11 protein-coding genes are annotated in these 17,572 nt (G+C 73.6%); 7 read left to right on the top strand and 4 right to left on the bottom strand.

Translation table 11 applies throughout. The features are described 5' to 3' along the window. The first annotated feature begins 22 nt into the window (after positions 1-22). From QMG73_RS24440 to QMG73_RS24460, 5 genes are read left to right on the top strand one after another with little or no spacing between them, the layout of a single operon-like run. Positions 23-811: a hypothetical protein gene (locus QMG73_RS24440; RefSeq protein ID WP_281899380.1), complete on the top strand. Its 789-nt coding sequence runs from the start codon at positions 23-25 to the stop codon at positions 809-811. Next, positions 808-3,423 (top strand): fibronectin type III domain-containing protein, encoded by a 2,616-nt coding sequence (locus QMG73_RS24445; protein ID WP_281899381.1) that lies wholly within the window; start codon positions 808-810, stop codon positions 3,421-3,423. Before QMG73_RS24440 ends, QMG73_RS24445 begins: the two co-directional genes overlap by 4 nt. Next, on the top strand, positions 3,417-4,409 hold the full coding sequence (locus QMG73_RS24450) for an AAA family ATPase (protein WP_407676850.1): 993 nt from the start codon (positions 3,417-3,419) through the stop codon (positions 4,407-4,409). The genes QMG73_RS24445 and QMG73_RS24450 overlap by 7 nt, the downstream gene beginning before the upstream one ends. Beyond that, positions 4,409-5,536 (top strand): DUF58 domain-containing protein, encoded by a 1,128-nt coding sequence (locus QMG73_RS24455; protein ID WP_281899384.1) that lies wholly within the window; start codon positions 4,409-4,411, stop codon positions 5,534-5,536. The genes QMG73_RS24450 and QMG73_RS24455 overlap by 1 nt, the downstream gene beginning before the upstream one ends. After that, a complete protein-coding gene (locus QMG73_RS24460; RefSeq protein ID WP_281899386.1) occupies positions 5,533-7,614 on the top strand; it encodes a transglutaminase family protein in 2,082 nt (693 codons plus the stop codon). The genes QMG73_RS24455 and QMG73_RS24460 overlap by 4 nt, the downstream gene beginning before the upstream one ends. Before the next feature lie 5 nt (positions 7,615-7,619). Here QMG73_RS24460 and QMG73_RS24465 read toward each other — a convergent pair whose 3' ends face one another. The 3 genes from QMG73_RS24465 to QMG73_RS24475 all read right to left on the bottom strand — a co-directional run bounded on the left by QMG73_RS24465 (position 7,620) and on the right by QMG73_RS24475 (position 14,899). Next, a complete protein-coding gene (locus QMG73_RS24465; protein ID WP_281899388.1) occupies positions 7,620-9,350 on the bottom strand; it encodes a serine/threonine protein kinase in 1,731 nt (576 codons plus the stop codon). A 22-nt stretch (positions 9,351-9,372) separates the two neighbouring features. Then, positions 9,373-12,108: a protein kinase domain-containing protein gene (locus QMG73_RS24470; RefSeq protein ID WP_281899389.1), complete on the bottom strand. Its 2,736-nt coding sequence runs from the start codon at positions 12,106-12,108 to the stop codon at positions 9,373-9,375. A 79-nt stretch (positions 12,109-12,187) separates the two neighbouring features. Next, positions 12,188-14,899 carry an ATP-binding protein gene (locus QMG73_RS24475; RefSeq protein ID WP_281899391.1) on the bottom strand — a complete coding sequence of 904 codons (2,712 nt, stop codon included), beginning with the start codon at positions 14,897-14,899 and terminating at the stop codon, positions 12,188-12,190. Positions 14,900-14,961: 62 nt separating this feature from the next. On the opposite strand from QMG73_RS24475, the gene QMG73_RS24480 reads away from it, so the two are divergent. After that, a complete protein-coding gene (locus QMG73_RS24480) occupies positions 14,962-15,585 on the top strand; it encodes a DUF4386 domain-containing protein (RefSeq protein WP_281899393.1) in 624 nt (207 codons plus the stop codon). Position 15,586: 1 nt separating this feature from the next. On the opposite strand, the gene QMG73_RS24485 is transcribed toward QMG73_RS24480, so the two are convergent. After that, positions 15,587-16,723 carry a nucleotide disphospho-sugar-binding domain-containing protein gene (locus QMG73_RS24485; protein WP_281899395.1) on the bottom strand — a complete coding sequence of 379 codons (1,137 nt, stop codon included), beginning with the start codon at positions 16,721-16,723 and terminating at the stop codon, positions 15,587-15,589. 108 nt (positions 16,724-16,831) lie between these two features. Here QMG73_RS24485 and QMG73_RS24490 point away from each other — a divergent pair, with 108 nt between their 5' ends. Then, on the top strand, positions 16,832-17,359 hold the full coding sequence (locus tag QMG73_RS24490; protein WP_281899397.1) for a hypothetical protein: 528 nt from the start codon (positions 16,832-16,834) through the stop codon (positions 17,357-17,359). Positions 17,360-17,572 lie beyond the last annotated feature (213 nt).

Raw genomic sequence — 17,572 nt, forward strand, 5'->3', positions numbered from 1 at the left:
GCGACACGAGGCTGGCGGACCGGTGAGTGAATCGGTCCCGCCGCGCCGGCCCATGGTCTGGCAGGCGAAGGGTTCGGCACGGGTCGCGCACGAGCAGGAACTGTCCACAGTGGTGCGGCAGGGCCAGGCGTCACCGCGGGTGGCGGCGTTCGTCGCGGGCAAGGGCGGTGTGGGCACCACCTGCACGGCCGCCGGCGTCGCGCTGGCCCTCGGCACGCTGGTGCCCGGCCAGGTGGCGATCGCGGACACCCGCACCGGCACCCCGTCGCTCGGCCGGCTGCTGGCCGGGGCGGCCGCCCCGGACGCCGCGTCCTACGCCGCGGGCACGGTCGAGCCGGCTCAGGTGTCCGGGGTGGCCATCGTCGACGGTGCGCCCTGGGACACCCCGCTGGGTCGCCCCACACTGGCTCGGGTCGTCGCCGACCTGCGCCTCGATTTCGCGTACACGCTGCTCGACGTCGGTGACGACGGCAGCGACATCGGCCACGGTGCTCTCGCGCGATCGGATCGCGCCGTTGTCGTGACCACCACGGCTCCGGACGCGGTGGCCGCGGCCGAGCACACGCTCGACCGGTTGTTCAAGATAGACCAGTCGCTGGCCGAGTCGGTCGTCGTGGCGGTCACCGGCGTGGGCCGGCTGGGCCGCCGCGACCGGGTCGGCCGGTGGCGCCCGAACGAGCGCGTCGTGCAGATCCCCTGGGACGACGCGCTCGCCGACTGCCGCGTCATCGACATCGAACGGCTCCGGCGCCCTACCCGCGCCGCATTCCTGGAACTGGCCGCATGCCTGGCCGAGGAGGTCCCCTCGTGAAGTTGCCGCCCAACCTGGTTCCGCGGCGGCTGCGCGGATTCACGGCCGGCACGCTGGTGGTCGCGGTCGCCGGCGCCCTGGTCGGCACCGTGTTCGGGCTCGGCGCGATGGGCCAGGCACCCGCGGTCTTCGACGGCAGCGCCTGGCTGTGGAGCCGGCCGGTGGGCGAGGTGTCCCGCCTCAACGGCGATTCCGGCACCGTCGACTTGCGACAGCCGCTGGTCGACTCGCGCGGCCATCGCATCCGGGTGACGCAGGACGACAACTTCCTGCTCCTGCACGACCTCGACACCGGCCGGGTGACCTCTGTCGACCTGAGCCGCATGGGCTTTTCCGGTTCGCTCGCCGTCGACCCGGGCAACGACGTCACCATCGTGCTCTCGGGCGAACACGCCACTGTGGTCGATCGCACCCGCGGCCTGATCCGTTCGCTGGACCCGGCGACGCTCCAGGTGCGCGGCGAACCATTGCAGCTGCCCGCGCCGCTGGTCGGCGGGGCCTACGACACCAACGGCGCGCTGTGGCTCGGCCTGCCCGGCCAGGGCACCGTCGTCGCGGTCACCGGCAGCGGCGGCGACCTGGCGATCACCCGCACGGTCCCGGTCGCCGAGCCCGGCCACGACCTCGCGGTCAGCGTGCTGGACAAGGGCGTCCTCGCCGTCGACCGCAGCGGTGACGCGATGGTCGCGGTCAGTGGCAAGGAAACCAAGCGGATGAAGTCGCCGGTGAAGCTGGCCGCCGCCGTGATGCCCGACCGCACGGTCGGCGACCTCGCGGTGGTGACGGTGCCGCCGGACCGCACCGCGGTGACCATCGAGGACGTCGACGAGGGCGGGCCCGTCGGCAAGGTCGCGCTGCCCGCGGGCGCTCAGACGGCGGTACCGTTCGCCGGGCGCATCTACGTACCGGACGAGAAGGCAAGCCTGGTCCGCGTGTACGACAAGGGCGGCAAGGAGTTGAAGCCGGTCAGCGTGCCGCGCTCCACCGGCACGCTCGAGCTGCTCGTGCGCGAGCAGCACCTGTTCATCAACGCCGTCGACGCGCCGACCGCCGTGGTGGTCGACCCCGAGGGCGAGACCAGCGTGGTCGACAAGTACGGCCCGGGCGCGGCCGTGCCCGATCCAACCCGTAGCCCGACCGCGCCGCCGAGCAAGCCCGCGACCACCACCGGACCGCCGAAGCCGCCGAGCCCGTCGAAGACGACAACCCGGCCGCGACCGGCGCCGACCGAGAACCGGCCGGATCCCGAACAGCCGGGCGCGCCCGGTGTACCGGTACCGGTCACGGTCCTGGCGGGCGACGGGCAGGTGCGGGTCACCTGGGGTCGCGCGGCCACCAGAGGCGGCGCCGCCGTCGAGCGGTACGTCGTGACCTGGAACGGCGGTCGCGTCGAGGTGCCCGGCGACCAACTGTCCACACTGGTCACCGGCTTGACCAACGGCACCGAGTACCGGTTCCGGGTGGTGGCGCGGAACGGCTATGGCAGCAGCGCTCCGGCGCTGTCCGAGCCGGTGACACCGGTCGGCGCGGCTCCCGCGCGGCCGGGCGCGCCCACCGCCACCGTCACGGCGGGACGGGTCGCGGTCGCCTGGGAAGCCGTGCCGGACGCCGGCAGCTACGTCGTGACACCGTTGCGCGACGGGCAGGCCGGCGACAACCCGCCGCAGACGGTCACCGGACTGTCCACGGAGTTCGAGGGGCTGGCCCCCGGCGTCCCGTACACGTTCACCGTGGTGGCACGGGCGGCCGCCGGCGGCGGGGCGAGCGAGCCGAGCCCGCCGAGCAACGAGGTGGTCCCGTTCACCCGGCCCGGCCGGCCGACGAACGTGGCCGCCCGGCAGACCGACGCCAACAGCTACACCGTCACCTGGGGTCCGGCGCAGGCCAACGGCCAGCCGGTGTCCGCGTACGTCGTGCGGGCCGGCGCCGTCACGCGCGAGGTCGCCGGCGACGCCCGCACGACGACCATCACGGGCGACGGGTCGTTGACCCAGGTGACCGTCGCCGCCGTCAACTCGGCCGGCGAAGGCGCGGCGGCCACAGTGGACGTCGAGCGACTGCCGAGTATCACGGTCACCATCAACGACGTGCTGGTCGGCGACGACGACGTCATCGTGCTGTTCCGGGTCAACAACCCCAGCGGTGACACGCCGAGCTGCACCGTGACGGTGGGCTCGCGGTCGGCGACCGGCTGCGGCGGCCGCGTCGAGGTCGATGGCCTGACCCCGCAGACGCCGTACACCGTGACCGTCACCGCCGAGGCGGGCGGCCAGACGGGCAGGGACACCCAGCAGGTCACGACGCGCCAGCTCGGGAAGGCGGGCAACATCCACTGCCACGACAACCCGGCGAACGCCGACCCGGACTTCTGCGCCGGCGGCGTCCCCATCTTCGACAGCCCGGGCTGGAACCCGAGCGCGGCCGTCGACCACAACGCGGACGGCTACGAGATCTTCGCGGTCTGCCGCGCGTACGGCGACACCGTCGACGCCCGGCCGTACGGTGGCAAGCAGAGCGGCCACTGGATCTTCAAGGCCGGTGGGCACTGGGTGCCCGAGGCCTTCGTCTACCTGCACAATGGCGTCACCATCGAACAGATCGCGGAATGTTAGTGGGGAATTACGTGCAACCGCTGACGGCGGAGGAGGTCGTCGACTTCGAAGGCTCGTTCGGCCGCCTCGCGGGCGCCGTGTCCACAGTGCTGCTGGGCAAGTCCGAGGTGGTGCGGCGGGCGCTGACGGCGCTGTTCGCCGGCGGGCACCTGCTCATCGAAGACGTGCCGGGTGTCGGCAAGACCACCCTCGCCCGGGCGATCGCGGCCACCGTCGAGGGGCGGTGGCGGCGCATCCAGTTCACGCCCGACCTGCTGCCCGCCGACGTCACCGGCGTGACCATCTTCAACCAGGCCAAGCAGGTCTTCGAGTTCCACCCCGGCCCGGTCTTCGCCAACGTGGTGCTGGCCGACGAGATCAACCGCGCGTCCCCGAAGACCCAGTCGGCGCTGCTGGAGGTCATGGAGGAGCGGCACGTCACAGTGGACGGCAACCGGTACGCCGTGCCGCAGCCGTTCCTCGTGGTCGCCACCCAGAACCCGGTCGAGATGGACGGCACGTACCGGCTGCCCGAGGCGCAGCTCGACCGGTTCCTGATGAAGCTGTCCGTCGGCTACCCGGAGGCCGACGCGGAGCTGGAGGTCATGCGCGGCGCCGCGATGCGCTCCCCCGACCGGCTCACCCCGGTGCTCTCGGTGGCAAACGTGGCGCGGCTGGCCGCCCTGACCGAACGCGTCACCGTCCACGATGGCATCTACGACTACATTCGCCGCATCGCCGCCGCCACCCGTCGCCACACCGACATCCGGCTCGGCCTGTCGCCGCGCGGCTGCGTCGCGCTGGCCCGAGCCGCCCGGGCGTACGCGCTCGCCGGCGGTCGGGCGTACGCGGTACCGGAAGACGTGAAGACGCTCGCCGAGTCCGTCTGCGCGCACCGGCTGCTGCTCGCACCCGACGCCGCCCTGCGCGGCCGCGACGCGACCGAGGTGATGGGCGAGATCCTGGCCGAGGTGGCCGTGCCCACTCCCGAGGCCGCCCTCCGCTGATGCCGACCAGTCGTGGGTGGACGGTGCTCGCGGCCGGGCCGATCCTGCTGGCGCTCGGCCTCGTGGCCGGATACCGGGAGATCGCGCTGCTCGGCGGCGCCGCCCTGCTGTGCCTGGCGCTCGCCTTCGCCTGGGTGGGCGCCCCACCCCGGGTCACCGCCGATCGAACGGTCACCCCGGCGCGCGCCCGCCAAGGCGAGGAGTGCCGGGCGGATGTGGACGTGTACTCGGCGTCCGGCCGGTCGCGCGGCCTCGACGTCACCGAACCGGTACGGGGGCCGCTCGGCTCGCACACCGTCTCCACGCCGGTACGGGTACGCGGCGGCATCCCCAGCCGGGTCTCGTATCCGCTGCCGACCGGCCGCCGCGGCGTGCTGACCGTGGGGCCGCTGCGCGTCGGCCGGCACGACCCGCTCGGGCTGTGCCGGGCACAGCGCCAGGTGGCGCCGGCCATCCGGGTGCTCGTGCGGCCCCGCTGGCGGTACCTCCGGGCCCTGCCGCTCGGCACCGCGCCCAGCCTCGACGGGCTGCTCGACACCGCCCTGCACGGCAGCATCGCGTTCCACGCGTTGCGCGAGTACCGGCTGGGCGACGACCTGCGCCGCGTGCACTGGCGCACCTCGGCACGGCTCGGCACGCTGATGGTGCGCGAGCACGTCGACACCGCCCTGCCCCGGCTGGCCGTACTGGTCGACGACCGCGCCGAGGCGTACGGACCCGACGAGGACGCTCTCGAAGACGTCGTGGAGGCCGCCGCCTCGGTGGTCGCCGCCGCCGGCCGCGACGGCGTGCCGTTCGCGTTGTGCCCGGCTTCCCGCACCGCCGTGGCCACCACTGTGGACGCCGGTCTCGACCTGCTGGCCCAGGTCAGCCCGGCGGCCGGCGTCGACCTGACCCGCGTCCTGCCGGGGCTGCGGCGCGACCGGGCCGGTGACACGCTGCTCGTCCTGTCCGGCCCGGACGCGGACCTGTCGCCCGTGCTCGCGGCCCGCGCCGGGTACGCCGCACTTGTCGTGGTGCTGCTCGGCAAGCGGGCCAGCCCGCCGGCCCTGCCCCCGGGCGCGGTCGCGCTGGCGGCCGCCACCGCCGCCGAGTTCGCCGACCGGTGGAACGGAATGGTCCGATGAGGAGGGTCGCGATGCTGGCGGCCGCCGTCGTCGCCTGCGCCGCCGCCGTCCTGCCGCTGGCCGCCACGTACGCACCCGGAACGGCCGCGCTGTTGCTGTGTGCCGCCGCGGGTGGGGGCGCGGCGGTATCGGGAGCGCTGCGGGCCGCCCGCCGCACCGCCTCCACCACGATCGTCGGTGCCCTCGCGGTCCTCGCCGGCGCGGTCGTGGCGCTCGCCGCCTGGCTGCCCCACCAGTCAGGATCGGCCCTGGACGCGCTGCGCTTCTCCGGTGCGCGCATCCTCACCACGTCGGTACCGGTGCCGGTCACCCTGGAGATGGTGGCGCTGCCGTTCTGCGGCACCTGGCTCGCCGCCGCGACCGCCGCCGCGCTCCTCTACACGCGCCGGCCGGCGCTCGCCGTGCTGCCGCCGGTCGGGCTGCTCGGCGGGGCGGTCGCCGTGGTCGGCCCGGTCGGCGAGCCCGCCTACGGGTACGCCGTCCTCCTGGTCCTCGCGCTCACCGCCATGCTGGCCCTCACCCAGCACAGTGGACGCCTGCACGCCGCCGGATTCGTCGCGCTGGCCGCCGCCGTCGCCGGGCTCGCCGGACCGGCGCTGCTGTCCACAACCGACCGCCGCCCGCCCGACCTGCGGGCGCACGTGGACCCGCCGTACCAGAACCCGGAACAGGTCAACCCCCTCAACCTGCTCGCCGGATGGGCCGCCAATCCGGACGAGACGCTGCTGGAGGTGCGCACCGACCGGCCGTCCCGGCTGCGGCTGGTGACCCTCGCCGAGTTCACCGGCGTGACCTGGCTGCCCGCGCGCACGTACCACGCCGCCGGCACCGTGCTGCCGGCCACAGTGGAGACCGCCGGACCGGCCGCGCGCCAGGAGCTGACGATCGCCGGGCTCAGCGGTGGCTGGCTGCCCGCGCCGGACGGTGCCGAGGAGGTGACCGGGGTACGGGTCGCCGTCGACGCGCCGACCGCCACGCTGGTCGCACCGGACGGGCTGCGTGCCGGGCAGCGGTACATAGTGGACGCCCGGCCGCCCGACTGGAATCCCCAACGCCTCGCCGGTGCGCGGTTGCCGACCGGCGACGAGTTCGACACCGGACGCACGCTGCCGCCCGGCGGGCCCGCCCGGCTGTACGAGATCGCACGGCTCGCGGCCGGCACCGGCAGCCCGTACGACCAGGCCACCCGGCTCGCCGACCACCTGCGGCGCAACTACCGCTTCGACGCCAAGGCGCCCGGCGGCAACGGCTATCCAAGCCTCGACCGCTTCCTGATGCGCCCCGTCGAGCAGGGCGGCCGGCGCGGCACCTCCGAGCAGTTCGCGACCGCGTTCGCCGTACTGGCCCGGGCGCTGGGCATGCCGTCCCGGGTGGCCGTCGGCTTCACCGTCGGCGAGCCGCTCGACGGCACCGACCTGTACGTGGTGCGCGCCGGTGACGCGGTCGCCTGGCCCGAGGTGTACCTGGACGGCGCCGGCTGGGTGCCGTTCGACCCGACCCCACCGGCGTCCACAACGGACAATCTCGGACCGGCGCCGCTCGACCCGTTGCCCACGCTCCCCCAGGTCGAGCCGACCCCGTCGGGCTCGGCGGACGAGGAGGATCAACCCGCGGACGATACCGCCGCGGCCGCCCCACCGCGCGGAGCGCCGGCGCCGCCGATCCGCTGGCCCTGGTACGCGGTCGCCGCGATGCTCGGGCTCCTCGTCGCGGTACCCTCGCTGCGACTGTGGCGCGGCCACGCCCGCCTCCGCCGCGGCGGCCCGACCGGCCGCCTGCTCGGGGCGTGGGCCGAGGTCCGCGCCGGCCTGCGCCAGGCCGGCCACCGCCCCGCTCCGGCATCCACAGTGGACGACGTGGCGCGACTGGCTGGTGCGGCAGCGCCCGGCCCCGGCGTAGGCGCGCTCGCGGCCGCCGTCAACGGCGTGGCCTTCGGCGCCGCGCTCCCACCCGGCGCCAATGTGGACCGCCTGGTGTCCGAGGCCCGCGCCCACCGCAAGGCCCTGCGCCGCCACTCAGGACGCCTGCGCCGCCTGACCTGGTGGCTCGACCCCCGCCCGCTGTGGTGGCGCCCCTGACACACCTAGCCGCAGTGCTCGAACGGGCTGTTGTAGGTGACGCCACCCGCCGAACCGCCCCACGCGACGCAGACCCCAGGGGCTTTGGCCCGCACCGGGCCGGCGTAGTAGCCGAAGGAGCCCTTGTCGGTAACCCGGGACCCGCCCTGCACCTGCAGGTACGCCGAGACGGTCGTCTTGGTGCCGACCGAGGCGGTCTTGAGCATCACCGAGCAGTTGTATCCGTTGCCGGCGTTGTAGAGCAGGTACACCTTGCCGAACGAGCCGAGGGTCGCCGAGTCGATGACCTTGTATCCGCTGCCGCAGACCTGTGCCGCCGTATACGGGTTGGGCGTCGAGCCACCGCTCGGCGAAGGCTTCGGCGTCGGTTTCGGTGTCGGTGTCGGCTTGCTGGACCTCGTCGGCGCCGGTGCGCCGGGTTTGGCCGGTGCCGCCTCGGTGCGCGACGGGCTTGGCCGTGCCTGCTGGACGGGGGGCCTGCCGGTAGCCGGCACGACCCGCTCGGCGCCACCGTTGCCAGCGACTGAGGGGGAAGCCGCCACCGGCGTAGACGCGGACGGCTCTCCGGAAGGCCGCACGTCGGCAGGTCGCACATCCTCCGGCGCCCCCACCACGATCCGCGCCTCCTCCGGCGCGTCCGCGACCAGCCCACGGTAGGCCAGCGTCCCGATCAGAGCGGCGCTCAACCCGATGACCACCGCCGCCACCCCAACGGCCACCTTGGACACTCCACGTCGCAGATCCGGCGGGTCCGCGTCGTCCAGCGCCGACCCGCGTGGCGCCGACCCGGCGGCGGCCGAGCTGCGTACGGTCACCTCGGGCGTCGGCAAGGTGGGCACCGTGTGGCCGGTGGGCGCACTACCATGAGCGGGCACCTGGATGACCGGCGCGGGCTCCGATGTAGACGGTGCCGCGTCCGGGACGCGACGGTCGCGCAGTGCCGTCGCGAACGCGGCCGCGTCAGGGTACCGATCACCGGGCGCCTTGGCCATCGCGCGCCGCAGCACCTCCTGCAGCCACGGCGGCACATCCTCACGCGGCACCACAGGCACCTCACGACGCAGCGCGCTCTCGCGGTACTCGAACGGGTCCGGCGACGGCTGGTCCGGCGAAGCGAACGGCGGATGACCAGCGAGGAGTGTCCACACAGTAGACGCCAGACCGTACACATCGGACCGGCCGTCCTGCACCTCCCGCAGCAGCGCCTCGGGTGCCGCGTGGTGCGGGGTCAGCCGGTCAAGCGCCACCGTGCCACTCAACTCGTCCGGCATGGCGGCGATGCCGAAGTCGGTCAGCAACGGGCCATCCGCCCCACGCAGGATATTGGCCGGCGTCACATCGCGGTGCAGCAGGCCGACACCGTGCACGGCGTCGAGCGCCTCGGCCACGACACGCCCCACCCGGATGGCCTCCTCGACGGGGATGGGGCCGGAACTGGCGAGCAGGTCGGCGTACGAGCCTTCGGGGTGGTACTCCATCACCAGGAACGGAAAGCCAAGCACCGTCCGGCCCGTGCCCAGCACCCGCACCAGATTCGGATGGCGAGGCAGGCGCCGCACATTGGCCGCCTCCTCATCGATCGGATACTCCTCGGACAGCAGCACCTTCAACGCGACCTCAGTGCCGTCCTCGTCACGGACCGCACGATAAACAGCGGAGTCGGGCCCGCGGCGCAGCCGGCCCAGAACGCTGTATCCGGCCGCGATGGAGCGCAGCGCCTGCGGATCTGTCGTCACGTCTACCACCTTCTGGAGAAGGTCAGCTCGGCGTCGGGCTGGCAGCGAATCGCGTGGTGCACGACTCGTCCGACGTGGCGACCTCGTCGACCGAAAACGCGGCCACCAATCGGAAGCAGTAGTCCACCTCCGGGTTGACGCCGTTGACCCGCACCGACGTGGCGCCCCGGGCCGCGCTCGCCATCGTGCTCGGTGTCTTGCCCCGCGGACCACCCACCACGTACACGATCGCGTTGCCGTCACTCACATCGCGCCACGACAGCGTGACCGCGAACCGCTCGTCGGCCAGCCGCAGGTCTTCCGGCGCGCCCGGCACGGCCTTCGCCTGCTCCGGCGCATCCTCGTTAAGCCCGCGGTAGGCGAGCGTGCCGATCAGGGCGGCGCTCAACCCGATGACCACCGCCGCCACACCAACGACCACCTTGGACACTCCGCGCCGGCGATCCGGCGGGAGCACGCCGTCCGGTTCCGGCTCGTCGTCGAACCTCAACCCACCCACGTCGCCCACGGCGTAGTCGGGGGCCGCGTCCTCCGCGGCATAGCCAGCGATCTGGTACGCCGGCAGCGCCACCGCCTCGGTCTGGTATCCCGCATAGCCTGTCGCGGCGGTCTCAGCGCGCGCGGCGACGGTCGACTCGTCACGCGGCATGGCCTCGCCCCAGCCGCCCGGCAGTGATGGCTCCGCCCGCGTCCGCTGCGATGCGGGCCCCGCACTCGCCCCGGACACCGGCACCGGCCCGGCGCTGTCCTGAGTGGACGCCCGCGCGCCCGGCAGCGGGCTCGGCGCCACGGCCGGCGCGCCCTCCACCACCGCGGCCGTCTCATCCACCACGGCCCTCTCACCCTCCGCCGCGCGCTCACCCACCGCCCGGCGCTCTGTCGCCACCGCCCGCTCAGCCGCGGCAGCCCGCTCAGCCTCCGCCCGGCGTTCGATCGCCGCCGCCCGCTCAGCCGCCACCGCGCGCTCAGCCGCCACCGCGCGCTCAGGCACCGCCGCGCGCTCAGCTGCCGCCGGGCGCTCAGCCGCCAGGGCCGGCGGGTCCGCCGCCTGGGTGCGCGCCGCCTCGGCCTGCCTCTCCGGCGCAACGAGTCCCCCGCTGGCCGCGCCACGGCGCGCCGCGTCCATGCTCATGGCCGACCCGGCACGGCCGCCTGCCGCACCCGCCGACCCGCTCCGCGCGGTGCCGCCGCGCCCAGCGGCCCCTCGCTCGATGGCCCCACCCTCCGCAGCGGTCCGGCCACCGGCCGCGGCCGGCAGCCCATCAGCGTTCGATCCGCCACCCGCGGACCCACTCTCCGTAGCCGGCCGCGTGGCAGTCGCGGATCCGGTGTTCGCCGAAGCCCGCCCACCGACCTCGGCGGCGCCGGCGGGCTCGGGTCCGTCCGGCACCGCGCTCCCGCGCCCACCGCCCGCGCCGCCCGTGCCCTTCGCCGATCCGGCATTCGCCGGCTTCGGCCCGTCCGGCGCCGCGGCGCCGCCCTCCCCCGCGCCAGCGTCGCCCGCTCGCCCGGCGGGGTCACCCACCGCACCAGTCGCGTCACCGGCCGGCCGGACCCCAGCGGTCGCGCCCGCCCTCGCCGCGGAGCCAGCGGCACGACCACCGGCCCGCGCGGCACCGTCCGCAGCGCCCGACGCGACATCCGCACCCGACGCACGCGACGCAGCGCCCGCAGCACCTGACGCACGCGACGCGACATCCGCCGCGGAACCCGCCACGGCAGGCACGGAAGGCGACGCGGCAGGCACGGAAGGCGATGGGACAGGCGCGGCGGAGCCGGCTGAGCCGGGACCAGCGGTGCTTTTCGACACGGCTGACGAGCCGCGGCCACTCACCTCGGCGGGCCCCGGCGGGACGGGCATCGTGTGGCCGGTGGGCGCGCTGCCGGGAGCCGGCACCTGGATGACCGGAGTCGCGTCCGATGTGGACGGTTCCTCGTCCGGGGCGCGGCGATCGCGTAGTGCCGTCGCGAACGCGGCCGCGTCAGGGTACCGATCACCGGGCGCCTTGGCCATCGCCCGCCGCAGCACCTCTTGCAACCACGGCGGCACGTCTTCGCGGGGCACCGGCGGCAGCTCACGACGCAGCGCACTCTCGCGATACTCGAACGGATCCGGTGACGGCTGGTCGGGCGTGGCGAACGGCGGATGACCAGCGAGCAGTGTCCACACAGTAGACGCCAGACCATACACATCAGACCGACCGTCCTGCGCCTCCCGCAGCAACGCTTCAGGCGCCGCGTGATGCGGAGTCAGCCGGTCAAGCGCCACCGTGCCACTCAACTCGTCCGGCATCGCGGCGATACCGAAGTCGGTCAGCAACGGGCCATCCGCCCCACGCAGGATATTGGCCGGCGTCACATCGCGATGCACCAAGCCCACACTATGCACGACATCGAGCGCCTCGGCCACCGCGCGCCCCACCCGGATGGCCTCCTCGACCGGGATCGGCCCGGAACGGGCCAGCAGGTCGGCGTACGAGCCCCCGGAGTGGTACTCCATCGCGAAGAACGGGAAGCCGTGCACGGTGCGCCCCGAGCCGAGAACGCGCACCAGGTTCGGGTGGCGTGGCAGGCGCCGCAGGTTGGCGGCTTCCTCGTCGATCGGGTACGCCTCGGACAGCAGCACCTTCAGCACGACCTCGGTGCCGTCCTCGTCACGGACCGCGCGGTAGACCGCCGAGTCGGGACCGCGGCGCAGCCGGCCCAGAACGCGGTATCCGGCCGCGATGGCGCGCATCGACTGAGCGTCTGTCGTCACGTCAACCACCTTCTGCTGAGGCATCGTCACGACAGTCTCGCGAAGACAGCCTTGTCCAGCAAGGCGAACACGCCTCAGGTCAGCGCCGAAGAAGTCCGTCGAGCACGGCGCGCATGTGCCGCAGGGCGTCGTCGTGGCTCATCGCGCGGCCGGCCCTTCGCTGGTCACCGGCGGTGGTGAGCGTCGCGCTGACCTCGGTGACCTGCGCCCGCCACACCTCGACGTCGAGCATCCCGGCACCCTCGACGTATCCGAGAACGCGCGCCGCGTCCGGCAACCGGCCCACCGCCGCCATCATGGTGACGAACTCCACCGCCGCGACACACGTGCCCTGCATGTTTCCGGTGTCGAGCAGCTCGTCCACATGCGACCTGAGCAGGCCGAACGCACCCGCCCGATCGCCGCGTCGCAGCAGCGCCCGAGCGCGCACAGGCTTGTTCGGCGAGTGCGTGTGGTCCGGCACGCGCACAGCGACCGCCTCGTCGAAGAGCCGCTCGGCCCGCTCACGCTCGCCCTGGCACGCGGCTGAGTAGCCGAGCAGCATCAACGTCCAGTTCAGCAGGGTCGGCGGCCCGCCGGCACGGTACCGCTCGGCCAGCGCGCCAACGACGGCGTCATGCTCGACGAAACGCCCGGTGAACAGCAGCGCCGCGCCCGCGTCCACATCGGCCTGCTCGGCCAGAAGGCCGTCGCCGCGCCGTCGCCACTCGGCCGCCGCGGCCGGCGCGAGCTCCCCCAGCGTTCCATAGTCCTGGTACGCGGACCCGCGTCCGTGCCGCACCAGTGGTTGGTCGGGTTCGCCGTGCCGTTCGACCAGTCGCTCGTATCCGGCCGGGTGCTGGTTCATCCCGTACCGCTTCCCCGCCCACGCCAGCAGCGCCGGTGCCGCGGCACCGGCTCGGTCGAGGAGGCGCTCAGCCCAATCGCCCACCTCGCAACGCCCGCGCAGGCCGATCTCGGCGGCGACCGGGCGCAGCAACGCGTACGCGATGTCGTGGTCGCGCTCGCACGCCCAGGCGAACGCGGCCCGCAGGTGCGGCCACAGCTCGTCCAGCCTGGCGACGCCCTCGACCTCATCGGGTCCGGCGAGCCGTGCCTGTACCCGCCGCAGCTCGTCGCGACACCACCGGGCGTGCCGCGCGGCGAACCTGCCGGCCCGGCCCGCCGCCGCGAGCCGCTCTCCCGCGAACCGCCGGATCGTCGACAGGAGCCGGAAGCGCGGCCCAGCCTCGACCAGCACCATCGACCGGGCGACCAACTCGTCCAGCACGTCGACGTCGCCACCCGCGACGGCGGCCGCGGCGGCGCGGTCGAAGGGGGCGGGAAAGACCGACAGCGTCTCCAGATATCCGCGCTGGCGCGGCGTGAGCAGGGCGTACGACCACTCGATGGTGGCGCGCAGCGTGCGGTGCCGCGCGGCCGCCGTACGCGGGCCGCCGGCCAGCAGGTCGTCCAGAGTGGACAGCAGCTCGGCCGCGCTGAACGTGGCCGTCCGCGCCGCCGCCAGCTCGATGGCCAGGGGTACGCCGTCGAGGCGGGCGCAGACGCGCTCGGCGGTCTCCCGGTCGGCGGTACCGCACACGGCCGCCGCGCGCTCCTCGAAAAGTTGGACGGCGTCGGGCAGGTCCAGCGGCGCGACGGTGAGCAGCCGCTCGTGTCCGTGGCCGAGTCCCAGCCCTTCCCGCGATGTGGCCAGCACCTGGACGTCCGGGCATCCCTCGACGATCGCCTGGGCCAGCGGCGCGACGGCGGCGACGACGTGTTCGCAGTTGTCCAGTACCAGCAGCGCCCGCCGGGACCGCAGCGCCGCCACGATGGACTCCGCCAGTGACCGCCCGGCGGTCTCGGTGACGCCGAACGGGGCGGCCACCGCGCGCGGTACGTCCGCGGCCGCGCCGATCTGGCTCAGGTCGACCAGCCAGGCACCGTCCACCCCGTCGACGCGCAGGGCCGCCGCGATCGCGAGCCGGGTCTTGCCGATGCCACCGGGACCGACGAGCGTCACCACCGGGTACCCGGCGATCGCCTCCTCGACGGCCTTGAGCGCGCCGTCGCGACCGACCAGCCGCCCGGGCCGGCGCGGCAGGTTTCCTCGCTCGTTCTCGCCGCCCTCGGCGAGAATGCGAGCCTCCAGCGCCCGCAGGCGCGGACCCGGCTCCACACCCAGGCCGTCGACCAGGTGCCCGCGCGCGGTCCGGTAAGCGGCGAGCGCGTCCACTTGGCGCCCGCATCGGTACTGGGCGGTCATCAGCAGCGCCCACAGGCCCTCCCGGTGCGGGTAGCGTGCGGTCAGGTCGGTCAGCGGGCCGATCGCGGTCGAGGGCGTGGCGTCGACGCGCGCGCCCAGGTCGGCCTCGACGGCGGCCAGCCACCGTTCGACGAGCCCGTCGACGGCTGGCGCCAGGCCCGGCGCGGTCAGCCCCGCGAGGGGGTGGCCGGTCCACTCGGCGAGCGCCCCGGCCGCGTCGCCCGCGTCAAGACGGCGCTGGAAACGCAGCGCGTCGACCGCGTCGGCCGGCACGTCGAGAAGGTACGCCGCACCGGCCCGCCGGATCGAGCCCGGCCCCAGAGCCGTCCGCAGCCGCGTCAGGTACGACTGGAGCGTGCGGGCGGCGGTGCGTGGCGGGGCGTCGCCCCACACCAGGTCGACGAGGCGCCACTGCGGCACCGCGGTGCCCGCGGACAGCGCGAGCGCGGCGAGGACCGCCTGGCTCCTGGCCGGGCCGACGTCGACCGGCTCGCCGCCAGCCGTCGTCGCGCCGACCCCACCGAGCAGGCGTATCCGCACCATGCCCCACAGTCTCTCAACCGGCGCACAACAGCAGTACAACAGCGATGGTGCACGGTCGGCGCATGAAGCTGTTCAGCGCGCGTACAGCCGGACTCCTGTACCTCATCGTCCTCGCCTTCGGACTCGCCAGCGAGGCCGCTCTGCGTACCCGGATATTCGTCCCCGACGACGCGGCGGCGACCGCCGCGAACGCCGCCGAAGCACAGTGGTTGCTGCGCGCGGTCCTGGCGGCGAACCTCACCTACCTCGCGGGCGAGGTCGTGATGACGGCGATCCTGTACCTGCTCTTCCGCCGGGTGAGCGAGCCGGTGTCGCTGCTGGCGGCGGCGCTGCGGCTGGTGAGCCTGGCCGTGTTCACGGCGAACCTGTCGAACCTGCTCGCCGCGCGGACGGATCCCACGAACGCGCTGCGTCACCTGGAGGCGCACCAGCACGGGTACGCGGCCGGCCTGGTCATCTTCGGGCTGAACTGCCTCGCCATGGGCCACCTGTTGCGCCACTCAGGACGGACGGCCCTGGGGGTCCTCCTCGGTGTCGCGGGAGTCGGCTATCTCGTCAACAGTTACCTGTTCACGCTGGTCCCCGGCTACGGCGGCGAGGCGACACCGGTGCTGCTCGCGCCCGCGCTCATCGCGGAGACGTGGTTCTGTGTGGTGCTGCTGCGCGCTCGATCACCGCGCCTGTAGCTCACGTCTCGGTCAAGGCGGTCAGGCGCGGCAGCAGGCTTGCCGGGCTGGGCATGGCCCGCATCTCGGTCCGAACCTCGGCGACCGCCTCGCGCAGGGCCGTATCGTGAATCAGGCGGTGGAGTTGGGAGCCGTCGACGTCACCGGTTTCGGAGTAGATTCCCACGCCTCTGTCTCGCACCGCGGCCGCGTTGATGTAGCGGTCGGCACCGCTGGGCAGGACAAGTTGCGGCACTCCGGCGTCGAGCGCGGTCAGCGTCGTGCCCGCGCCACCATGATGGACGATCGCGGCGCAGGAGCGCAGGAGCGTGTTGAGCGGGATCCATCCGGCCACGCGCACGTGTGGAGCGAGGGTGCCGAGCGCGGAGGTGTCGACGTCGCCCAGGGCGAGCACGAGTTCGACGTCGAGTCGCGCCGCGGCGTCGATGATCCGCCGCACCATGTCGAGCCCACCGCGCTCGGGCTCGAGGGTGCCGAGGGTCACGACGACGCGGGGGCGATCGATGGCCGGCCGGCGTGACCACTCCGGCAGTACACCGCCTCCGTTGTAGGGCACGTAGCGCATCGACCAGCCGGAAACCGCGCTGTCGAGCATGCTCGGGGGTACCACGTCGATCGCGGCACCGCGTTGGGGAATCTCGGCCACCGCATGGCGCTCGAACGCCTCCGCCATGCGGTCGCGGTACAGCTCAGCCAACCCGTCGGTGCGCGCGAAGCCGAATCCATGTGTCACCAAAGGGATTCCGAGTTTGCCGGCAACGACCGTGCCAGCACCGTCCACTTGAGACTGCACCACCAGGTCGGGGCGCCAGGCGACGGCGACGTCGAGAGCACCGTCGACCAGGAGGTCAGACAGCACCGCGAGGTAGTCGATCGCCTGCCGCAGGTCCCACAGTTTCGCACCGCGCAGCGACCGCAGGCGCTCGACGAGTTCCGGCCGTTCCCGCAGGACCCGCGCGCGGGCAGCCGCGAACCCGGTCGCCCCGTCGACCACGGCCAACCCGGCCCGCTCGACGGCCAGCGCGGGGCCTGCGGTCACCACGAGCACATCGTGGCCGGCGGCCCGCAACGCCCAGGCGAGCGGAACCATCGGGAACACATGACCGATGCCGGGAGTGGAAACGAACAGTACCCGCACGCGATGACTCCCGACGTTGAGCCGACATTGAGGATCAAGTGTGTCCCTTGCGTGAAGGTGGTGTGCAGACGGGGTAAGGCGGCCCGTCAACGGGGATACCCTCCGTCCATGCAGACCCTGACCCGCGTGCGCGTCTGGCTCATGGTGTTCGTCATCGGCCTCGTCGTCAGCGGCGTCACCGCGTTTCCGCTCGAAAGCGAGACGCGCCTGCTGGCAAAGCTTGTGCACGCCGACTGGTCACCCGCTCCCGAGCACCTGCCCGCCCTCGTCGACTGGGTCGACCGCGTGCACCACGGCGTCGCACAGACCAATCAGGACTATCCGTTCCTGGCCTACGGCACCGACTGGCTGGCGTTCGCGCACCTTGTCATCGCCGTCGCGTTCTGGGGCCCGTTGCGCGATCCGGTGCGCAACATCTGGGTCGTCCACTTCGGAATGATCTCCTGCGCCGCCATCGTCCCGCTCGCCCTCATCGCCGGTCCGATCCGCGGAATCCCCTGGGGTTGGCAGCTTGTCGACATCTCCTTCGGCGTCGTCGGCGTCATCCCCCTGATCTTCGCCGAACGCGCCATCCGCCGCCTCGCCACCGAAGCGCCCCCGCCCACACCCGCCGCCGTCGCGACAAGCTCGATCTGATCGGGTGATCGAGCATTTTCCGGGATTGTGCTGGCTCAGAGCGGCTGGGATGCCGCGTTATCCCGGATAACGCGGCAACGCATCGCCGCGCGGCCAGATCTTGGCGCTCCACCGTCGCCCTGGCGGTTTCAAGATCTGGCTGCAACACCCACGTTTCTGCAGGTAGGAGTGGGTTGTGGCAGAGAGATTGTCCGCGTTGGAGCGGGAACGGAT

Origin of the sequence: Phytohabitans aurantiacus (genome assembly GCF_027923225.1) — a bacterium.
In the GTDB taxonomy this organism is placed as follows: Bacteria; Actinomycetota; Actinomycetes; order Mycobacteriales; family Micromonosporaceae; genus Phytohabitans; species Phytohabitans aurantiacus.

Excerpts from the sequence above, each read along its gene's own strand:
- QMG73_RS24450 (WP_407676850.1), top strand. The coding sequence starts at position 3,417 with ATGTTAGTGGGGAATTACGTGCAACCGCTGACGGCGGAGGAGGTCGTC.
- QMG73_RS24455 (WP_281899384.1), top strand. The coding sequence starts at position 4,409 with ATGCCGACCAGTCGTGGGTGGACGGTGCTCGCGGCCGGGCCGATCCTG.
- QMG73_RS24460 (WP_281899386.1), top strand. The coding sequence starts at position 5,533 with ATGAGGAGGGTCGCGATGCTGGCGGCCGCCGTCGTCGCCTGCGCCGCC.
- QMG73_RS24475 (WP_281899391.1), bottom strand. The coding sequence starts at position 14,899 with ATGGTGCGGATACGCCTGCTCGGTGGGGTCGGCGCGACGACGGCTGGC.
- QMG73_RS24480 (WP_281899393.1), top strand. The coding sequence starts at position 14,962 with ATGAAGCTGTTCAGCGCGCGTACAGCCGGACTCCTGTACCTCATCGTC.
- QMG73_RS24490 (WP_281899397.1), top strand. The coding sequence starts at position 16,832 with ATGCAGACCCTGACCCGCGTGCGCGTCTGGCTCATGGTGTTCGTCATC.